Annotated in this window: 18 protein-coding genes; 12 read left to right on the top strand and 6 right to left on the bottom strand. The window is 73.4% G+C overall.

Going from position 1 to position 17,544, the window contains the following annotated elements; translation table 11 throughout:
• The first annotated feature begins 246 nt into the window (after positions 1 to 246).
• The 4 genes from AB0C84_RS15605 to AB0C84_RS15620 all read left to right on the top strand — a co-directional run bounded on the left by AB0C84_RS15605 (position 247) and on the right by AB0C84_RS15620 (position 2,758).
• Positions 247 to 675 carry a DUF3052 domain-containing protein gene (locus AB0C84_RS15605; RefSeq protein ID WP_361066042.1) on the top strand — a complete coding sequence of 143 codons (429 nt, stop codon included), beginning with the start codon at positions 247 to 249 and terminating at the stop codon, positions 673 to 675.
• A gap of 19 nt (positions 676 to 694) precedes the next feature.
• On the top strand, positions 695 to 1,162 hold the full coding sequence (locus AB0C84_RS15610) for a peroxiredoxin (protein ID WP_258939349.1): 468 nt from the start codon (positions 695 to 697) through the stop codon (positions 1,160 to 1,162).
• 81 nt (positions 1,163 to 1,243) lie between these two features.
• Complete coding sequence (locus AB0C84_RS15615; RefSeq protein ID WP_179847250.1) at positions 1,244 to 1,594, top strand: hypothetical protein; 351 nt, start codon at positions 1,244 to 1,246, stop codon at positions 1,592 to 1,594.
• Between the two features lie 105 nt (positions 1,595 to 1,699).
• Positions 1,700 to 2,758 carry an ion channel gene (locus AB0C84_RS15620; protein WP_361066046.1) on the top strand — a complete coding sequence of 353 codons (1,059 nt, stop codon included), beginning with the start codon at positions 1,700 to 1,702 and terminating at the stop codon, positions 2,756 to 2,758.
• A gap of 279 nt (positions 2,759 to 3,037) precedes the next feature.
• Here the strand turns inward: AB0C84_RS15620 and AB0C84_RS15625 are convergent, their stop codons facing one another.
• On the bottom strand, positions 3,038 to 3,988 hold the full coding sequence (locus AB0C84_RS15625) for a phosphoribulokinase (RefSeq protein ID WP_179849794.1): 951 nt from the start codon (positions 3,986 to 3,988) through the stop codon (positions 3,038 to 3,040).
• 179 nt (positions 3,989 to 4,167) lie between these two features.
• On the opposite strand from AB0C84_RS15625, the gene AB0C84_RS15630 reads away from it, so the two are divergent.
• The 5 genes from AB0C84_RS15630 to AB0C84_RS15650 all read left to right on the top strand — a co-directional run bounded on the left by AB0C84_RS15630 (position 4,168) and on the right by AB0C84_RS15650 (position 9,180).
• Positions 4,168 to 4,824 (top strand): response regulator transcription factor, encoded by a 657-nt coding sequence (locus AB0C84_RS15630; RefSeq protein ID WP_179847252.1) that lies wholly within the window; start codon positions 4,168 to 4,170, stop codon positions 4,822 to 4,824.
• The gene (locus tag AB0C84_RS15635; RefSeq protein ID WP_361066049.1) at positions 4,821 to 5,969 is read left to right on the top strand and encodes a GAF domain-containing sensor histidine kinase; all 1,149 of its coding nucleotides are present in this window, start codon (positions 4,821 to 4,823) and stop codon (positions 5,967 to 5,969) included. The genes AB0C84_RS15630 and AB0C84_RS15635 overlap by 4 nt, the downstream gene beginning before the upstream one ends.
• A gap of 102 nt (positions 5,970 to 6,071) precedes the next feature.
• Positions 6,072 to 7,355: an ABC transporter substrate-binding protein gene (locus tag AB0C84_RS15640; protein ID WP_361066052.1), complete on the top strand. Its 1,284-nt coding sequence runs from the start codon at positions 6,072 to 6,074 to the stop codon at positions 7,353 to 7,355.
• Positions 7,352 to 8,308 (top strand): sugar ABC transporter permease, encoded by a 957-nt coding sequence (locus tag AB0C84_RS15645; protein WP_361066054.1) that lies wholly within the window; start codon positions 7,352 to 7,354, stop codon positions 8,306 to 8,308. The genes AB0C84_RS15640 and AB0C84_RS15645 overlap by 4 nt, the downstream gene beginning before the upstream one ends.
• Positions 8,305 to 9,180, top strand: a complete 876-nt coding sequence (locus AB0C84_RS15650) for a carbohydrate ABC transporter permease (protein ID WP_258939354.1) — start codon at positions 8,305 to 8,307, stop codon at positions 9,178 to 9,180. Before AB0C84_RS15645 ends, AB0C84_RS15650 begins: the two co-directional genes overlap by 4 nt.
• A 47-nt stretch (positions 9,181 to 9,227) precedes the next feature.
• Here AB0C84_RS15650 and AB0C84_RS15655 read toward each other — a convergent pair whose 3' ends face one another.
• The 5 genes from AB0C84_RS15655 to AB0C84_RS15675 form a co-directional block, all read right to left on the bottom strand.
• Positions 9,228 to 10,253: an amidohydrolase family protein gene (locus tag AB0C84_RS15655; RefSeq protein ID WP_361066057.1), complete on the bottom strand. Its 1,026-nt coding sequence runs from the start codon at positions 10,251 to 10,253 to the stop codon at positions 9,228 to 9,230.
• A 4-nt stretch (positions 10,254 to 10,257) separates the two neighbouring features.
• Positions 10,258 to 11,547, bottom strand: a complete 1,290-nt coding sequence (locus tag AB0C84_RS15660) for an alpha-glucosidase/alpha-galactosidase (protein WP_361066060.1) — start codon at positions 11,545 to 11,547, stop codon at positions 10,258 to 10,260.
• An 8-nt stretch (positions 11,548 to 11,555) separates the two neighbouring features.
• A complete protein-coding gene (locus tag AB0C84_RS15665; RefSeq protein WP_258939357.1) occupies positions 11,556 to 12,314 on the bottom strand; it encodes an SDR family oxidoreductase in 759 nt (252 codons plus the stop codon).
• Between the two features lie 67 nt (positions 12,315 to 12,381).
• Entirely contained in the window at positions 12,382 to 13,230 is an 849-nt protein-coding gene (locus AB0C84_RS15670; RefSeq protein WP_361066064.1) for an MBL fold metallo-hydrolase, read from the bottom strand.
• 35 nt (positions 13,231 to 13,265) lie between these two features.
• On the bottom strand, positions 13,266 to 14,201 hold the full coding sequence (locus AB0C84_RS15675) for an alcohol dehydrogenase catalytic domain-containing protein (protein ID WP_361066067.1): 936 nt from the start codon (positions 14,199 to 14,201) through the stop codon (positions 13,266 to 13,268).
• Positions 14,202 to 14,276: 75 nt separating this feature from the next.
• Between AB0C84_RS15675 and AB0C84_RS15680 the strand changes: the two genes are divergently transcribed.
• The 3 genes from AB0C84_RS15680 to AB0C84_RS15690 all read left to right on the top strand — a co-directional run bounded on the left by AB0C84_RS15680 (position 14,277) and on the right by AB0C84_RS15690 (position 17,538).
• Positions 14,277 to 15,050 (top strand): IclR family transcriptional regulator, encoded by a 774-nt coding sequence (locus tag AB0C84_RS15680; protein ID WP_361066070.1) that lies wholly within the window; start codon positions 14,277 to 14,279, stop codon positions 15,048 to 15,050.
• A 308-nt stretch (positions 15,051 to 15,358) separates the two neighbouring features.
• Positions 15,359 to 16,186 (top strand): fumarylacetoacetate hydrolase family protein, encoded by an 828-nt coding sequence (locus AB0C84_RS15685; protein ID WP_361066073.1) that lies wholly within the window; start codon positions 15,359 to 15,361, stop codon positions 16,184 to 16,186.
• A complete protein-coding gene (locus tag AB0C84_RS15690) occupies positions 16,174 to 17,538 on the top strand; it encodes an FAD-linked oxidase C-terminal domain-containing protein (RefSeq protein ID WP_361066076.1) in 1,365 nt (454 codons plus the stop codon). The genes AB0C84_RS15685 and AB0C84_RS15690 overlap by 13 nt, the downstream gene beginning before the upstream one ends.
• Positions 17,539 to 17,544: the final 6 nt, after the last annotated feature.

A 17,544-nucleotide genomic window follows, 5' to 3' on the forward strand; every position in this document is an offset into this window, starting at 1 on the left:
CGGGAGGGGCTGGAATGAGCAGCGCGAACCCTCCGGGGGTCACGGTGAGTGGGCGAGCTGTGACGGGGATCTTCGTAATCGGGCCAATGGGGCCACCAAAAGCCGGGAAGACACTTGCGCAAGGGGCCCACACTTGTGTGGACTGTCCCGCAAACACCGCACGGGTGCGGACGGGCCGCCCGTCCCGGGGGGCCGAGAGCCATACGGGCACGGACCGTGCGGACTGACGACAATGGGAGGACTTTCGTGAGCGCGACCGCGGGTCAGGCGCAGTCTGAGCGCAGCCTGGCCGAACGGCTCGGCCTGAAGGCGGGCCAGGTGGTGCAGGAGATCGGCTACGACGAGGACGTGGACGAGGAGCTCCGCCGCTCCATCGAGGAGCTCACGGGGAACGAGCTCCTCGACGAGGACTACGAGGACGTGGTCGACATCGTGCTGCTCTGGTGGCGCGAGGAGGACGGTGACCTGTTCGAGGGCCTGACCGACGCCATGATCCCGCTCACCGGCGGCGGCAACATCTGGCTGCTGACGCCGAAGGCGGGCCGCGACGGGCACGTCGAGCCGAGCGACATCGGTGAGGCCGCGCAGACCGCCGGCCTGTCGCAGACCAGCAGCGTCAGCGCCGCCAAGGAGTGGTCCGGCACGCGGCTGGTCGCGCCCAAGGGCCACAAGTAGTGCCGGGGCTGGAGACGATTTGCCGGTCAACGTAGGCGACGCCGCGCCGGACTTCGAGCTGAAGGACCAGCACGGCGCCCCGGTGAAGCTGTCGGACTTCCGCGGCGCCAGGAACGTCGTGCTGGTGTTCTACCCGCTGGCGTTCAGCGGCGTCTGCACGGGCGAGCTGTGCGCGCTGCGCGACGAGTTGTCCAGCCTCGTCGCGGGGGCGGGCGCGGACGTGCAGGTGCTCGCGGTCTCGGTCGACTCGATGTTCGCGCTGCGGGCCTGGTCCGACCAGGAGGGCTTCCGCTTCCCGCTGCTGGCCGACTTCTGGCCGCACGGCGGGACGGCGCAGCGCTACGGCGTGTTCGACGAGGCCAAGGGCGTGGCGCTGCGCGGCACCTTCATCATCGACACCGAGGGCGTGGTCCGCTGGAAGGTCGTGAACGCGATCCCGGACGCACGTGACATCGACGAGTACCGCAAGGCGCTCGCCGGGCTCTGAGCGAAACGGACCGGTTCCGGCACACCGCACGGCCATCCGGTCCGGGTGGCCGGAACCGGCCCCCGCACCTCTGGAGGTGTGATGCCCTGCTTCCGCTGCGGGGCGCGGCAGACCGACCCCGTGCGCGGCGCGAGCCCGTGGAAGCGCGGAGTCCGGGCGGACCACCAGGTCCTGATCTGCCCCCGGTGCCAGGCCGTCCACGACTGGGCGGACGCCCTGGACCGCTGCTCGGAGTGCGGCTCGGCCGCGCTGGTGTGCCGGCTCGGCGAGGTGGAGTGCCGCGACTGCGGCCATACCCGCGACGCCGTCCGGGACGAGCCGGGCACGGTCGATCTCGTCCCCTCGGGGGCCCAGCCGGCCGCCGACGGGGGCCTTTCCGAGGAGGTCGCGGCGGCGCTGTCGCGCGTCCTGAAGCGGGGCCCCGCCGCCTGAGGGCCCGGGCCGTCTCCGGACGGCGGCCCTGACGTGGCCTGACCTGGCCCTTCACGGGGCATTTCGGGCTTGACGCGGCATTTTGCCCGGTGCCACGCTTCGCGGATGCCGATCGTGCTGATGCGCCTGGTGCACCGGATCACCGGGCGGACGTGGCGCGCGCCCGCCCTCGTCCTCCTCACGGCCTTCGTGGTGGGCTGGCTGCTCATCGCGGCGTTCGAGGAACCGGGCGCCGACATCAAGAAGCCCCACGAGTACATCTGGTACTTCCTGGTCAGCGGCACGACCACCGGCTACGGCGATCTGTCCCCGACCACGGTCGGCGGCCGGATCGGCGGCGTGCTCATCATGATCGCCGGGCTCACCGCCGGGCTGGTGATGTTCGCCGAGCTGACGCTCTGGATGGGGAAGGGACGCATGATGAGGGCCAACGGCCAGGCGCGGCTGCACAGGCGGCGGCACATCGTGATCGTCGGCTACGAACGCGACGGCCTGGTCGCCATCATCCGGCAGCTGCGCGGCGACCCGCAGTTCGCGAAGACGCCGGTCGTGACCGTCTTCTGGCCGGGGGAGCTGGCGGGGGAGAACCCCGACCCGGAACTGTACGACGTCGTCGCGTTCGACGACACCGCCTTCGAGCGGGCCTGCCTGGAGCACGCGCGGACGGTCCTCGTCGTCGGCCGCACCGACGACGAGACGGTGCGGGTGATGCTGACCGTCGAGGCCTACCTGCGGCGCAACGGCGACCCGGCCGTCCACCTGCTCGCGGGGGTGCGCGACGGCGGGCGGCGCGCCGAGATCACCGAGGCCCTCCGGCTGGTCGGCGAGAACATCGAACCGGTCGACATCGACGACCCCGCGGTGACCGCGGTCGCGATCCGCAACCCGGGCATCGCCGCGATCTACCACAACCTGGCCAGCACGCTCGACAGCGACGGCACCCTCTACCGCGTGGACGTCCCCGAGGACGCCGGCGAGTGGACCCGCCTCGACGTGGCGATCGCCCTGCTCCGCCGGGGGAGCACGCTCCTCGCGGTCGGCGACTCGCACCGCCCGGACGCCCGCTTCCGCCTGGCGCCGGCCCCCGACGAGCGGATCCGCGGCGGCCAGTCGCTGGCGGTCGTCGCCACCCACCGCCCCGAGATCCCCTGGCACGAGCTGTAGGGGCCGGGAGGACGCCCCTCGCGCCCGCTGAGGGCGCCCTCCCGGCGGCCGCGGGCGCGCGGCCCGGGGCACAGGTCCAGGCCCCGGGGCCTCCCCGCACGCACGCGGAGTCTCATCAGCTCATGCGTGTTTCCTGTAGGGGACGACCCCCCACACCCCCCGGTTCGCTTCGCTCATGCGTGTTTCTTGTGGGGGGCGACCCCCCACACCCCCCGGTTCGCTTCGCTCATGCGTGTTTCTTGTGGGGGGCGACCCCCCACACCCCCCGGTTCGCTTCGCTCATGCTGCTTGGCGCTGGTCGGCGTCCAGCAGGTGGTACAGCAGCAGCAACTGGGTGATGGCGAGCGGATCGCTGGTGCCGGTGTCGCCGATGCGGCCGAGGGCGTCCCGATCGGGCAGGGCGGTCCCGGCGCGGGGTCCGAGGCGCTCCCAGATGGCCTTCTTGACCACCCGCGACTCCTCGGGCGAGACGTATCCGTGGACGTGCAGCGCGTCCACGGGACGGCCGTCGGTGTCGCGGTGGAGGCGCAGGTGCATGGCCGTCTCGGTGTCGCCGGGCCCGCTCTCCAGGACGTCGGCGAGCTCCGGGTGGTCGATGGTGGGGCGCAGCAGCAGCTCGGCCGACAGCGGCGTGCCGGGCGGGTCGAGGCGGCCGGCGACCGGCGCGAACCGGACGACGATGTCGGCGTGCTTGCGCTGCGGGCGGATGTAGGCGGCGCTCTCGGGCTCGCGGCGGGTCAGCTCCGCCATCACCTGCTCGGGGCTGTAGCCGCGCTTGTCGCAGTCGCGCCTGACCTTCCAGGAGTGGCGCAGCGGCTCGGGCGGGTCGAGGTAGACGGTGATGTCGAAGCAGGCCCGCGCGAGCCGGGTGTGCAGCGGGAGCAGCCCCTCGACGATCACGAAGTCGCGGGGCTCGACCAGTTCCGGCCGGACGAGCTCGCCGGTCGCGTGGTCGTAGACCGGTTTCAGGATCGGCTCGCCCATCGACAGCAGCTGGAGGTGCTGCTCCATGATGTCGATGTGGTTGCAGTCGGGATGCAGCGCCGTGAACGGCTTCCCGGCCCGCTCGGCGCGGTCGTAGCGGTGGTAGTCGTCCACGCAGACCGCCGTCATCCGGTCCGCCCCCAGGCATCGCACAAGCCCCCTGGTGAGAGTGGTCTTGCCCGCCGCGCTGTCCCCCGCGATGGCGAGCATGACGGGGCGGCGGCCCGACCCGCGCGCCCGGAGCATATGCACGATCCGATGGGGCACTGACTCCTCCGTCCTGCGGAAACCGGTTTTCGCTGTGCAGCGTAGGCCGGTCCGCGCGGCGGCTCGTCCCCCAATCAGGGGAGAGCGGGGGTGAAACCGCGGGAGGCCTTGCCCGGCGGGGGCTACTGGTGAGTAGCTTGGGTTGTTATCGTGCCGGGATGGGTGTCCCCGTACGCGTCGTCCTGGTCGACGACCACGAGATGATCCTCGCCGGGCTGACCGCGATGCTGGCCGGGTTCTCCGGCCGGGTGCGCGTCGTCGGGCAGGCGGGGACGGGGGACGAGGCGGCCCGGCTGGTCACCGCGCTGCGCCCCGACGTCGTCCTGCTGGACGTGCGGCTCGGTCCCGAGAGCGGCCTCGACCTGTGCCGCCTGATCACCGGGCGCGTCCCGGAGGCCCGGGTGGTGTTCCTGTCGGTGTACGACGACGAGCAGTACGTATTCGAGGCGCTGCGCGCGGGGGCGGGCGGCTACCTGCTCAAGCGGGTCGACGGCCCGGAGCTGGTCCGGCGGCTGGAGGAGGTGGCGCAGGGCGAGACGGTCGTCGACCCGACGCTCGCCGGGCGGATGGCGGTGACCGCGGCGCGGCTCACCCGCGGCGAGTTCTGGCCGGGCGCCAACCGCGGCCTCACCCAGCGCGAGAGCGAGGTGCTGTCGCTGCTGGTGGGCGGCCTGTCGAACAAGGCGATCGCCGCGCGGCTCGTGCTCAGCGAGGAGACGGTCAAGAGCCACCTGCGCGCCCTGTACCGCAAGCTGGAGGTGGCCGACCGGTCGGCGGCGATCGCCGTCGCGCTGCGCGAGGGGCTGTTCCGGTGACCGGCGCGCGGCCGCTCGACCTGCTCGCCGGGCGCGGGAGCGACCTGCTCGTGCGCGTCGCGGGCGTGGCCTGCTCCGACCGGGAACTGCCGCTGATGGCCGAGAGGCTCGCCGAGCTGGTGGTGCGGTCCGCGCGGGCGCTGACGTTCTGCGACGTGTACGTCCTGGACGACGAGGAGCGCGTCCTGGAATGGCGGGGCGCGCCGGTGCCGCTGGGGGAGGGCGAGGTCGGCCGGGTCGCGGCGCACGGCCGCGCCCGCGCGCACCCGGACGGGCGGGGCGCCGCGGTCCCCGTGCACGGCGACGGCATCGTGATCGCCGTCGTGGACGTCCGGTCCGCCGGGCCGTGCCCGCCGGGCGACGTCGCGCTCGTCACGGCGCTCGCCGGGCTGTTCGCGCCGGTGCTGTCGTCGTGCCGCCGGCTGCGGACGGCGCGCGAGCGCGAGCACGCGGCCGAGCGTTTCGCCGAGCGGGCCGTCGAGGCGCAGGAGGCCGAGCGGTCGCGGCTGAGCCGGGAGATCCACGACGGCATCGCCCAGCGGCTCGCCAGCCTCGGCTTCCACCTGTCGGCCGCCGAGCGGGCGCTGCCCGAGCACCACCCCGAGGGGCTGGCGCAGATCATGATGGCGCGGCGGCTGTGCGAGCTGGCCGCCGCCGAGACCCGCGCGGCGATCGGGGGGCTGCGCCCGCCCGTCCTGGACGACCTAGGCCTGTCGGCGGCGCTCGCCACCCTCGCCCGCGAGGCCGGGGACGGCTCCGGCGCGCACGGCGCCCTCGACGTGACGGTGACCGTCGAGGGCGAGCTGGAGGACGAGCTGCCCGACCACGTGCAGACGGCGCTGTACCGGATCGCGCAGGAGGCGGTCGGCAACAGCCTGCGGCACGCCTCGGCGAGCCGCGTCGACCTGCTGCTGGAGCACTCCAGCGACCGGGTCCGGCTGAAAGTGGCCGACGACGGGTCCGGCTTCTCGATGCGGGACGTCCTCGCGCGCGGCGGCCGGGGCCGCCGCCCCGACTCCTACGGGCTGCGCGGCATGCGGGAGCGCGCCGAGCTGCTCGGCGGGCGGGTCGCGGTGACGAGCCGGCCCGGCGTCGGCACGACCGTCGAGGCGGTCGTCCCCATCCCCGGACGCCGCCGGCCCTGAACCGGCGGAGCCTTGACCTGCGCGGCCGCCCGCTGCTAGCTTTTGCCGCATCCTGGAACTGTATTCCGTATCGCGGAAATCCAGAGCAGCGGAGGGATCCCGTTGAAGAACCTCGTCCCGATCCTCGCGGCCGTGCTGCTCGGCGCCGCCGCCTGCTCCTCGTCCGGAGGCGGCGACTCCGGCGGCACCGTCGAGCTCGTCATGTGGCACGGCCAGGAGGACAGCGCGGCCAAGTCCCTGGAGAAGCTGGTCGGCGCGTTCAACCAGAGCCACCCGGGGATCAGGGTGAAGATGGACTCCGGCGGCGCCACGGCCGACACGATGCTGCCCAAGGTCACCGCCGGGTTCGCCGCAGGTACCTATCCCGACATCGCCTACATGTACGGGTCGTGGGGGGCCGCGCTCGCGCGCAGCCCGAAGGTGCCCGACCTGAAGAAGTACGTGGGCGGCCCCGAGACCGGCTGGAACGACTTCTGGCCCAACGCCCGGCAGACGGCGACCGTCAACGGCAAGGTGATCGGGTTCCCCGCCGTGGTGGACGACCTGACCGTCCTCTACAACAAGAAGCTGCTGGCCAAGGCCGGGTTGAAGCCCCCGTCGCCGGACTGGACGTGGGAGGACTTCCGGTCGATGGCGCGCGAGCTCACCGACGCCGGATCCAAGACCTACGGGACGACCTGGGCGGTCAGCGGCGGTGAGGAGACCACCTGGAGCCTGTGGCCCCTGCTCTGGCAGAACGGCGGCTCGATCCTGTCGCAGGACGGCAAGAAGGCCGCCTTCAACTCGCCGCAGGGAGTGCGGGCCCTGACGCTGGTGCAGCAGATGGCCGTTCAGGACAAGTCCGTCTACCTGGACTCCACCCCGGCCGAGAAGGGCCAGAAGCTGTTCGAGTCCGGCCGGCTGGGGCTGTTCCTGTCCGGCCCGTGGGTGCTCAACGACGTCAAGGCCGCGGGGATCGACTACGACATCGCGCCGCTGCCCGGCACAAACGGCGACCACCAGACGGTCTCCGGCCCCGACAACTGGGCGGTGTTCGACCACGGGAACCGCCGGGTGAAGGCCGCCGTCGAGTTCCTCACCTGGCTGACCCAGCCCGAGCAGCAGCTCGTCTGGATGATGGGCACCGGCTCGCTGCCGACCCGCCAGGCGGTCACCAGGCTGCCCGGCTACCAGGACTTCGTCCGCAGGTACCCGGGGATCGGCGTCGTCACCGACAACCTCGCCAACGCCAAGCAGATCAGGCCGGTGACCGCCAAGTACCCGCGCGTCTCCGGCTTCGTCGCCGACGCCATCGCGTCCGTCCTGCTCGGCCGGTCCGACCCGCAGAGCGCGCTGGACGACGCCGCCCGCAAGTCCGACGCGCTCCTCGCGGTACCCGGCCAATGAGCGCGGCGACCGCCACCCGCGGCGCCGGCCGCCGGGCCCCCGCAGACCCCGGCGGCCCCCCGGAGGGCGGCCGGAAAGTGCGGCGGCGGCTCACCGACCAGGCCGCCGCGTGGTCGTTCGCGGGCCCGTCCACGCTGCTGGTCCTCGGCTTCTCGCTGCTGCCGATGGGCTGGGCGTTCCGGCTCTCGCTCACCGACTCCGACCTGGTGTCGGAGGGCCAGGGCGTGGGGCTGGCCAACTACCGGACCCTGGCGCACGACCCGGTGTTCTGGAAGTCGATCCGCAACACGGCGGAGCTCGTCGGCCTCTACATCCCGGTCTCGCTGCTGCTCGGCCTCGCGGTCGCGCTGCTGCTGAACAAGCCCATCAGGGGCATCGGGTTCTACCGTGCCTGCTTCCTCGTGCCGTTCGTCGCGTCCGCCGCGGCCGAGGGGCTGCTGATGGCCTTCGTGTTCGACAAGGACTTCGGCGTGGTGAACGGCCTGCTCACGCGGACCGGGCTGCCCGCGCAGGGCTTCCTGGACGACCCGTCCCAGGCGATGCTCGTCATCACCGGCATCTTCGTCTGGACCCAGTTCGGCTTCAACGTCGTGATCTACCTGGCCGCGCTCCAGGAGATCCCCAAGGAGGTCATGGAGGCCGCGTCCATCGACGGCGCGGGGCCGTGGCGGACGTTCCGGCACATCGTCGTCCCGTCGGTGCGGTCGATCTCGCTGTTCCTCGCCGTCTGGGGCCTCATCGACTGCCTCCAGTTCTTCGACCTGCTGCTCACCACGACCAAGGGCGGCCCCGTCAACTCGACGATCACGATCGTCTACTACGTCTGGCAGCTCGCCTTCGAGTACTTCACCGCCGGGTACGGCGCCGCGGTCGCCTACACGCTGTTCGCGGGCAGCCTGGCGACCATCGTCGTCGGCCTGGTCTTCGGCCGCCGGAAGGGGTTCCTGCTGTGACCGCCGCACCCGCCACCACCGCGCCCCCGCCCGCCGGGCCCGCGCCCGCCGCCCGGCGCGCCCGGCGGCGGCCGAGCGCCCGGCACCTGGCCCTGGCCCCGCTGTCGCTGCTGATGGTGCTGCCGTTCCTCTACATGCTGGGCGCGTCGGTGATGACCAGGGCGCAGCTCAACCGGTTCCCGCCGCCGCTCGTCCCGCCGGGCGTGGACCTCACCGGCTACCGGGAGCTGCTCGCCGGCTCGGAGTTCCCGCGCTGGTTCCTCAACAGCGTGATCGTGTCCGCGGCGATCGTGGCGTCGCAGGTCGTGCTGTGCAGCATGGCGGGGTACGCGTTCGCGCGGCTGCGGTTCGCCGGGCGGCGCGTCACGCTGGCGCTGGTGATCGCGACGACGCTGATCCCGTTCCAGCTCACCGTGATCCCCACCTTCCTGATCTTCAACAGGCTGCACCTGATCAACACGCTGGGCGCGCTGATCGCTCCGCAGCTCGCCTCCGCGCTCGGCGTCTACCTGATGACCTCGTTCTTCCAGAACTTCCCGCGCGAGCTGGAGGAGGCCGCCCGGATCGACGGCTGCTCGCGCTGGGGCGTGTTCTTCCGCGTCGTGCTGCCCGTCGCGCGCCCGGCCCTCGCCGCCCTCGCGGTCATCACCTTCATCTACGCGTGGAACGACCTGTTCTGGCCGATGGTGGCGATCTCGTCCAAGGAGAACTACACCGTGCAGGCCGGGCTCGCCACGTTCCAGGGGCAGCACCGCGCCGACTGGCCGCAGATCATGGCCGGGACGGTGCTGACCACCGTCCCGGTCCTGATCGTCTTCCTCGTCGGCCAGCGGCGGTTCGTCCAGGCGCTGGCCGGGGCCGTCAAGGGGTGACCGGTCGGCCCTCGCCGCTGATCGGGGCGCGGGGGCCGCCCGCCTCCTCAGATGCCGAGGAGGCGAGCGGCGTTGTCGGCGTAGACCGACGCGAGGACGTGCCCGGGCAGGCCGAGCCCGCTGATGCGCCAGCGGCCCATCAACGGCGGGTCCTCCGCGGAGTGCGGGAAGTGCTCGTCCAGCGTTTCGAGGAACCGGAAGTGCGTGGCGTAGGTGTCCGCGTCCGGGGGGAACTCGTCGGTGCCGAACAGCACCCGGCCCGGGAACCGCAGGATCAGCGCGCGGGTGGCGCGCGGCTGCCGGCCGAGCTCGGCGATGCGGGCCGCGATGTCGACGTGCAGGTTCGGGTAGGCGCCGAGCATCCGCCCGACCCGGCCGAGGTCCTCGGCCTGGCACCCGGCGTGGACGGCGACGAACACCGTCCGGGGATGCGCGGCGACGACCGCCTCCAGGGCGTCCATGAGCCGCTCGAAACCCGGGAAGCGCTCCCGGTCGGCGAAGGACCAGTCGGGATGCGCGAGCAGCTGCTCGTACCGCTCGTTGCGCTCGTCGACCGGGTCGAAGAACGCGATCGGGTCGGCGGTGTGGATCGCGACGGGGACGCCGAGGTCGGCCGCGGCCTCCCACAGCTCGGCCAGGCGCGGGTCGTCGGGCAGGACGAGCCGCCCGCCGCCGTCCCGGACGTGCAGCCCGAGGTCCTTCCAGACCTTCAGCCCCCGCGCGCCCGCCGCCACCGACCGGCGCAGGCTCGGCGCGAGCCCGCGGCCGCCGGTCCGGGCGAGGTCGTCCCAGTCCACGTGGCAGAACGTCGCGAACCGGCCCGGATGGGCGCGGTCGTAGCGGTCGAGGTTGGCCTCCAGCTCCTCGCCCCAGCGGCCGTCCAGGTTGACGACCGCGCGGACGCCGCACTCCTCCATGAGCGCCAGCAGCCGCCCGACGTCGGGCACCGACCATCCGCCGGTCAGCCAGCGGCCGAGATGGTTGTGGGCGTCGACGGCGGGGAACGCGGCGCGGGGAACGCGCGACCCCGGCACGCGCAGGCGCGGCCGGGGCCGGTACTCGCTCAGCTCCATCGGGCTAGCGGATCCCTTCGGGGAGCGCGTCCCCATGCGCCTTGATCATGTCCTCGACCAGGTCGTGGATCTGGGCGAGGGTGAGGGTCGCCGCGGCGTTCGGGTCGAGCATGGCCGCGTGGTGGACGTGGTCGCGCCGCCCCTCCAGCGCGGCCCGTACGGTCAGCTCGCCGACGTTGAGGAACGTGCGGTTGAGCGCGGCGAGCTGCGGCGGCATCGCGCCGATCCGCGACGGCCGCACGCCCGCCCGGTCGACCACGCACGGGACCTCGACGAACGCGTCCGCGGGCAGGTTGGCGATCAGGCCGTCGTTGCGGACGTTGCCGTGCACGATCCGGCGCTCGCCCGTCTCGACCGAGTGGATGATCTCCGAGGCCAGCTCCGACATCGGCTCGATCTCCACGCCCTCGCCCGCGTCCAGACGGCGGCGGGTCTCCTCGTAGGTGCCGAGGTTCTCCCGCGACCACTCCAGGTAGGCGCCGACCTGCACGCCGAAGTGCTCGACCTGGTCGTCGTGGCGCAGGAACCACGGCAGGTACTCCGAGCCGTGCACGCTGGACTCGGTCGGGAAGTGCCCGAACCGCGTGAAGATCTCGGCCCGGACGGTGCGCCGCAGCGCCGGGTCGGCCTCGATCACCTCGGCCAGCCTCGGGTAGAGGTCCTCGCCGTGCCGCTCGAACCTCAGCACGAACGCCTGGTGGTTGACCCCGGCCGTGACGAAGCCGATCTCCTCCTGCGGGACGCCGACCAGCCGCGCCAGCCGCGCCTCGGTGTCGCGGACGGAGTGGCAGATGCCGACGACGTTGCGGAACGGCGTCCCCTCGTACACGGCGCGGGGGACCATCGACATCGGGTTGGTGTAGTTGAGCAGCAGCGCGTCCGGGGCCAGTTCCGCGAGGTCGCGGCCGAGCGCGACCATGACCGGGATGGTGCGCAGCGCCCGGAAGATACCGCCGATGCCGAGCGTGTCGCCGATCGTCTGGCGCAGCCCGTACCGGGCGGGGACCTCGAAGTCGATCCGGGTGGCCGGGTACCCGCCGACCGCGATCTCGTTGATCACGTAGTCGGCGCCGTCGACCGCGGCGCGCCGGTCGGTGTGCGCCTCGACCCCGGCGGGCAGCCCGAGGTGCCGGACCATCCAGCGCGCCATGGCCTCCGCCGTGGCCAGCCGCCCGGCGTCGATGTCGTGCAGGACGAGGGTCGAGGCGCCGAGCCCCGGAAGGGAGAGGATGTCGGACAGGACGTTCTTGGTGAACTCGACGCTGCCGGCGCCGACGAAGACGATGCGTGCCATGGGTTCCCTTACATGATCGCGAGCTGGCCGCCGTCGATGACCAGCTCGGCTCCGTGGACGAAGGAGGCGTCGTCGGAGGCCAGGAAGGCGTAGGCGGCGGCGACCTCCTCCGCCCGCCCGGCCCGGCCGAGGGGGATGTGGTCGCGCTGGTAGGCGGCGACGAACCCCGGGTCGAGGCCCGCCTCGATGGAGGCGTTGAGCGGCGTCCTGATGTAGCCGGGGCAGAGCGCGTTGACCCGGATGCCGTGCGCGCCGAGCTCGACGGCCATCGTCCTGGTCAGCTGGAGCACCCCGCCCTTGGAGGCGTTGTAGTGGGCGTAGTCGGCCTCGCCGCCGAGCGCGTTCGTGGAGGCCATGTTGACGATGGAGCCGCGCGTGCCGCGGGCGACCATCGACCGGCCGGCGGCCTGGCCGACGAGGAACATCCCGCGCAGGTTCACCGCGATGACGGTGTCCCAGTGGTCGGCGGTGATCTCCAGGAAGGGCTCGCGCCAGCTGGTCCCGGCGTTGTTCAGCAGCACGTCGATCCCGCCGAGCGCGGACTCGGCCTCGGCGAGCAGGCGGGCGACCTCGTCCTCCCGGCTGACGTCGCAGACCGTCCCGCCGATCTCGCCGAGCGCGCCCAGCTCGCCGACCGTCTCCGCGACGCCTTCGAGGCCGCAGACGAAGACGCGCGAGCCCTCCTCCAGGAACCGCCGCGCCGCGGCCGCCCCGATCCCGCTGGTGCCACCGGTGATCAGGACGTTCTTGCCGGTCAGCCCGCGCATGGCGGCTCCTCTTCGCGCACGGCGGCGGGCCTGCTGGTCGTGGAAAGGGACATGCGGAACGGACCTCTCAGACTCCGAGCACGACCGGGCGTCCGACCTTGGGCACGAGGTACTCCTGGTCGGGGAACCGGCGGTCGAGCGTGTCGACGAACGTGGTGACCGATTCGGCGTTGACGGCGAACAGGTCGTGGTGGCTCGGGACCAGCCAGCGCGCGTCCGCCCGGGCGGCGAGGTGCGCCGCCTCCCGGACGGTCAGGTTGCCGACGATCCCCATCTCCTCGCGGATCCGGTCGCGGCCGTTGACCGGCAGCAGCGCGACCCGCGGCCGCAGCCCTTCGAGGGCCCGGTCGATCTCGGGATGCGGGACGGTGTCGCCCGCGTGGTAGACGGTCACGCCCGGGTCGACCTCGACGACGTACCCGAGGAACCGGTGCGCGCCGTCCTGCACCATGACGTCGTAGCAGTCCGGCCCGGTGTACTCGGGGGAGTGCGCGGCCGGGACCGGATGGACGAGGACCCCGTCCAGCTCCTGCGGACATCCCGCGTACGCCGGAGCGAACCGGGCGCCGAGCGCCTCCACCTCGTCCCGCAGGACGGGCGGCGCGACGACCGTGAACGGGCGGCGCGCGAGGGCGGGCCCGAGCGTCGCCGGGTCGAAGTGGTCGGCGTGCTCGTGCGTGACGAGCACGACGTCGGCGTCCAGATCCTCCGGGGCGAACGGCGGCGGGAAGCGCCGCGCCCACCGCCCGGGCGGCCCGAATTCCGAGTCGCGGGCGAGCCGGTCCGACAGGTACGGGTCGACGGCCACGACCGTCCCGCCCGCCCCCTTGATCAGGAAGCCCGCCTGGCCGAGGGCGCACACGGCGACCATCCCCGGCGGGACGGCGAGGTCGCGGAAGCCCGCGCTGACGTTCATGAGGGTCTCCCTTCGCTCGGGACGTTCCCGGCAGCTCACGGCGTGAGCAGGGCCTTGACGGGCTCGGTGCCGCCGTTCATCAGGTCGGTGAACACCCGGGCGCCGTCGGCGAGGGGGAAGGTGTCGACCCAGCCGAGGTCCCACTCGCCCGCGAGGGTCACGGCGGCGGCGAACTCGCCCGGGGTGTAGCCGAACGAGCCGAGCACCCGCTTCTCGGACCGGACGAGGTCGGCGCCGTCGAACCCGGACTCGGGGCTGAGCAGGCCCAGCCACACGGCGGTGCCGCCGGGCGCGAGCCGGGCCAGCGCGCCGGCGCGGGTCGCCGGCAGGCCCACCGCGTCGAACACCACGTCGAACTCGCCGGTCAACGCGGGGCCCGCGACGTCGGCGCCGACCCGCTCCGCGATGGCCGCGCGGCGCCGCGAGACGTCGGCGGCGGCCACGACGGCGGCGCCCCGGGCGCGCGCGAGCTGCACGCACAGCAGCCCGATCGAGCCGCAGCCGATCACGCCGATCCGCGCCCCCTCGGGGACCTGTGCCACGTTCCACGTGTGGACGGCGTAGGCGATCGGCTCGATCAGGCCCGCGGCCGTCCACCCCATGCCGGGCGGCAGGACGTGCACGGCCGACGCGGGCACGGCCGCCCGCTCGGCGAACCCGCCGGGGCGGTGCACCCCGATCAGGGCCCGGCGCCGGCACAGGTGCCCGCGCCCCCTGCCGCACATGTCGCAGCGCCCGCAGGACAGAATGGGGTTCACCGCGACCCGGCGCCCGTCCGAGGTCGTCCCGGCGAACTCGTGGCCCATCACCAGCGGAGGAGTGCGGAACCCCGGGGTGCGCACGCCGTGCAGCTCGCTGCCGCAGATTCCGGCGGCGGCCACCTCGACGAGGACCTCATCGGCTCGGACGGACGGTTCGTCGACGTCGTGCAGTTCCACCACACTCGGAGCGGTGAAAACGAGTGCCTTCATCACGCGGCGAATGTAGCAGGGCATCCGCATCGTGGGCTAGCATTCCGTATGACGGAAACATAGAGGGGTGTACAGATGGCGAAGAGCGAGTCCCCGGTCGGCAGCGTCGACCGGGCGCTGCGCATCATCCAGCTGCTGTCGGAGAGCGGGCGCGGCGTGACGCTGGAGGACCTCGCGGTCCGCTCCGGGATCCCGCGCAGCTCCCTGCACCGGCTGCTGGGCGCGCTGCGGCACCGCGGTTTCGCCGCGCAGCCCGAGCCGAACGGCCCGTACTTCCTCGGCACCGAGCTGCTCGCGGCGGCGTTCCGCTTCTACGACCGGATCGACCTGCGCTCCCTCGTGCACCCCGTGCTGCTGCGGCTGCGCGAGGAGCTGAACGAGACCACCCACATGGCCGTCCTGGAGGGCGCCGAGATCGTCTACGTCGACAAGGTCGAGGCGATCCACCCGATCACCATGACCTCGGTCATCGGCGGCCGGAACCCCGCGCACTGCACCGGGGTTGGCAAGGCCCTGCTGGCCTGGACGTACCCGACCGACGAGGCGATCCGGCTGTGGGCCTCGGCGCACGAGCTGCGCGCCGTCACCCGGCACTCGATCACCTCCCCGGCGCGCCTCGCCGAGGAGATGGCCGAGATCCGCGAGCGCGGCTACGCCCTCGACCTGGAGGAGAACGAGGACGGGGTGCGCTGCGCGGCCGTCCCGGTCTTCCTCGGCCGGGCCACGCCCTCGGCCGGCATCAGCGTCACGGCCCCGAAGGACCGCTTCCCCAAGGCCCGCCTGACCGAGGTCGCCACCCGCCTCCGCGCAGTCCTCGCCGACGAACTGGACCGCCCCGCCACCCCGTAATCCCCAGGCCACGAGCCCCGCCCCCCGCACGGAACGGTGACCTGGCGATTCGCGGGCTCCGTGGGGTGCGGCGGCTGGCCGGGGCATCGACCTGGCGGGTGCGGCGGCTGCCTGGTGGCAACGGCCCGGTGGCGTGTGGAGCTTGCTGGGGCCGGCGGTCCCGTGGGGTGCGGTGTCGGTAAGGAGTGGCCCTGGGGGCGGGGGCGCATGCGGCTTCTGGGGGCCGGTGGTTGACAGGGGAGCTGCCGCCTTGCTTGTCTATTATGCGGAATTGCGTTCCGTATTATGGAATATCTGGGAGAACGGGCATGCGACTTGTGACCTTTCGCGGCGAGGGCGGTACCCGGGCGGGGCGGGTGGACGGGGAGTCCGTGACTCCGCTCGACGCGCCGGACGTGGGGGCGCTGCTCGCCGCCGCCGGGCCCGACTGGCGGGAGCGGGCCGCGGCCGCCGCCGGGCGCCCGGTTCCGCTCGCGGAGCTGGACCTCGCCCCGGTGGTCCCGCGCCCCAGCAAGATCATCTGCGTGGGGCTCAACTACACGCCGCACATCGCCGAGACCGGGCTCGACACCCCCGAGTACCCGACGCTGTTCGCCAAGTTCGCGCGCTCGCTGGTCGGCCCGTCCGATCCGATCATGCTGCCGGAGGCGTCCGCGGCGATGGACTGGGAGGCGGAACTGGCCGTCGTCGTCGGCCGGACGGTCCGGGGCGCGGACCGCGGCGAGGCCCGCGCGGCGATCGCCGGCTACACCGTGGCCAACGACGTCAGCGCCCGCGACTTCCAGCGCCGCACCACCCAGTGGCTCCAGGGCAAGACGTTCGACTCCACGACCCCGCTCGGCCCCGCCCTGGTCACCGGCGACGAGGTGGGCGACGCCGCCGACCTGGAGGTCACCTGCGCGGTGGACGGCGAGGTCATGCAGCGCGGCCGGACGTCCACCATGCTGTTCCCGCCGGAGGAGATCGTCGCCTACGTCAGCGGCATCGTGACGCTCGACCCCGGCGACGTGCTGCTCACCGGGACCCCGGCCGGGATCGGCGACAGCCGCGTCCCGCCGGTGCGGCTGCGCCCCGGGCACCTGGTCACGACCGAGATCGAGGGACTCGGCGTCCTGCGCAACCGGTGCTCGAAGTGACCGCCGCCGAGGCGTTGCGCGCCCTCCTCCCCGAGGGACGCGTCCTCACCGACCCGGACGCGATGGACGCCTACACGCGGGACCAGACCTACGCGGTGCCCGGCGCGCCCCTCGCGGTCGTCCGCGCCCGCGACACCGCCGACGTGGCGGCGACGATGGCGTGGGCGCAGGAGGAGCGGGTCCCGGTCGTCCCGCGCGGCGCGGGCACCGGGCTGGCCGGAGGGGCCACCGCCGTGGACGGCTGCGTCGTGCTGTCGCTGGCCGCGATGACCGCGATCCGCGAGATCTCCCCGCTCGACCACGTCGCCGTCGCCGAGCCCGGCGTGATCACCGCGGACCTGGACCGCGCGGCCCGCGCCCACGGCCTGATGTACGCGCCGGACCCCTCCAGCCACGAGATCTCCACGATCGGCGGGAACCTCGCCACCAACGCGGGCGGGCTGCGCTGCGTGAAGTACGGCGTGACCCGCCACTCCACGCTCGGGCTGGAGGTCGTCCTCGCGGGCGGGACGGTGATCCGGACCGGCGGGCGGACGGTCAAGGGCGTCACCGGCTACGACCTCACCGGCCTGTTCGTCGGGTCCGAGGGCACCCTCGGGGTGATCACCGCGGCGACCGTCCGGCTGTTCCCGGCGCCCCCGCGGCCGCCCGAGACCGTGCTCGCGACGTTCCCGTCCCTGACGGCGGCCGGTGCGGCGGCGGCCGCGATCATGGGCGCCGGGCTGCGGCCCAGCCTGCTGGAGCTCGTCGACCGGGCCACGCTGCGGGCGATCGACGAGTGGCGCCGCATCGACCTCGACCCCGGCGCCGCCGCGGTGCTCCTCGCGCAGACCGACGGGCCGGAGTGCCCGGCGGACGCGCTGGTCCGCGAGTGCGAGCGGGCCGGGGCCGCGTTCGCCGCCGCGTCCACCGACGAGGCGGAGGCCGACGCGCTGCTGGAGGTGCGCAGGCTGGCCTACCCCGCCGCCGAGAGGCTCGGCAAGTGCCTCGTGGAGGACGTGTGCGTCCCGCGCTCGCGGCTCCCGGAGATGGTGGAGCGCATCGAGCGGGCGGCGGAGCGGCACGGTGTCCGCATCCTCACCGTCGCCCACGCCGGGGACGGCAACCTGCACCCGCTGTTCGTCTTCGACCGCGACCTGCCCGGGCCCCCGCCGCCGGTGCTGGCGGCGGCCGGCGAGGTGTTCACCGCCGCGATCGACCTCGGCGGCACCCTCACCGGCGAGCACGGCGTCGGCGTGCTGAAGCGGCCCTGGCTGGACGGCGAGATGGGGCCCGGCGTCCGGGACGTCCACCGGCGGATCAAGCGGGCCCTCGACCCGGACGGCGTGCTCAACCCCGGGAAGGCGATCTGACCGGCG

Source organism: Actinomadura sp. NPDC048955 (genome assembly GCF_040649435.1).
Lineage (GTDB): Bacteria > Actinomycetota > Actinomycetes > Streptosporangiales > Streptosporangiaceae > Spirillospora > Spirillospora luteofluorescens.

What these genes read in the sequence shown, in the direction of transcription:
- AB0C84_RS15615 (WP_179847250.1), top strand. Translation starts at nt 1,244, where the DNA reads ATGCCCTGCTTCCGCTGCGGGGCGCGGCAGACCGACCCCGTGCGCGGC.
- AB0C84_RS15620 (WP_361066046.1), top strand. Translation starts at nt 1,700, where the DNA reads ATGCCGATCGTGCTGATGCGCCTGGTGCACCGGATCACCGGGCGGACG.
- AB0C84_RS15625 (WP_179849794.1), bottom strand. Translation starts at nt 3,988, where the DNA reads ATGCTCCGGGCGCGCGGGTCGGGCCGCCGCCCCGTCATGCTCGCCATC.
- AB0C84_RS15630 (WP_179847252.1), top strand. Translation starts at nt 4,168, where the DNA reads ATGGGTGTCCCCGTACGCGTCGTCCTGGTCGACGACCACGAGATGATC.
- AB0C84_RS15645 (WP_361066054.1), top strand. Translation starts at nt 7,352, where the DNA reads ATGAGCGCGGCGACCGCCACCCGCGGCGCCGGCCGCCGGGCCCCCGCA.
- AB0C84_RS15655 (WP_361066057.1), bottom strand. Translation starts at nt 10,253, where the DNA reads ATGGAGCTGAGCGAGTACCGGCCCCGGCCGCGCCTGCGCGTGCCGGGG.
- AB0C84_RS15660 (WP_361066060.1), bottom strand. Translation starts at nt 11,547, where the DNA reads ATGGCACGCATCGTCTTCGTCGGCGCCGGCAGCGTCGAGTTCACCAAG.
- AB0C84_RS15665 (WP_258939357.1), bottom strand. Translation starts at nt 12,314, where the DNA reads ATGCGCGGGCTGACCGGCAAGAACGTCCTGATCACCGGTGGCACCAGC.
- AB0C84_RS15670 (WP_361066064.1), bottom strand. Translation starts at nt 13,230, where the DNA reads ATGAACGTCAGCGCGGGCTTCCGCGACCTCGCCGTCCCGCCGGGGATG.
- AB0C84_RS15675 (WP_361066067.1), bottom strand. Translation starts at nt 14,201, where the DNA reads ATGAAGGCACTCGTTTTCACCGCTCCGAGTGTGGTGGAACTGCACGAC.
- AB0C84_RS15680 (WP_361066070.1), top strand. Translation starts at nt 14,277, where the DNA reads ATGGCGAAGAGCGAGTCCCCGGTCGGCAGCGTCGACCGGGCGCTGCGC.
- AB0C84_RS15685 (WP_361066073.1), top strand. Translation starts at nt 15,359, where the DNA reads ATGCGACTTGTGACCTTTCGCGGCGAGGGCGGTACCCGGGCGGGGCGG.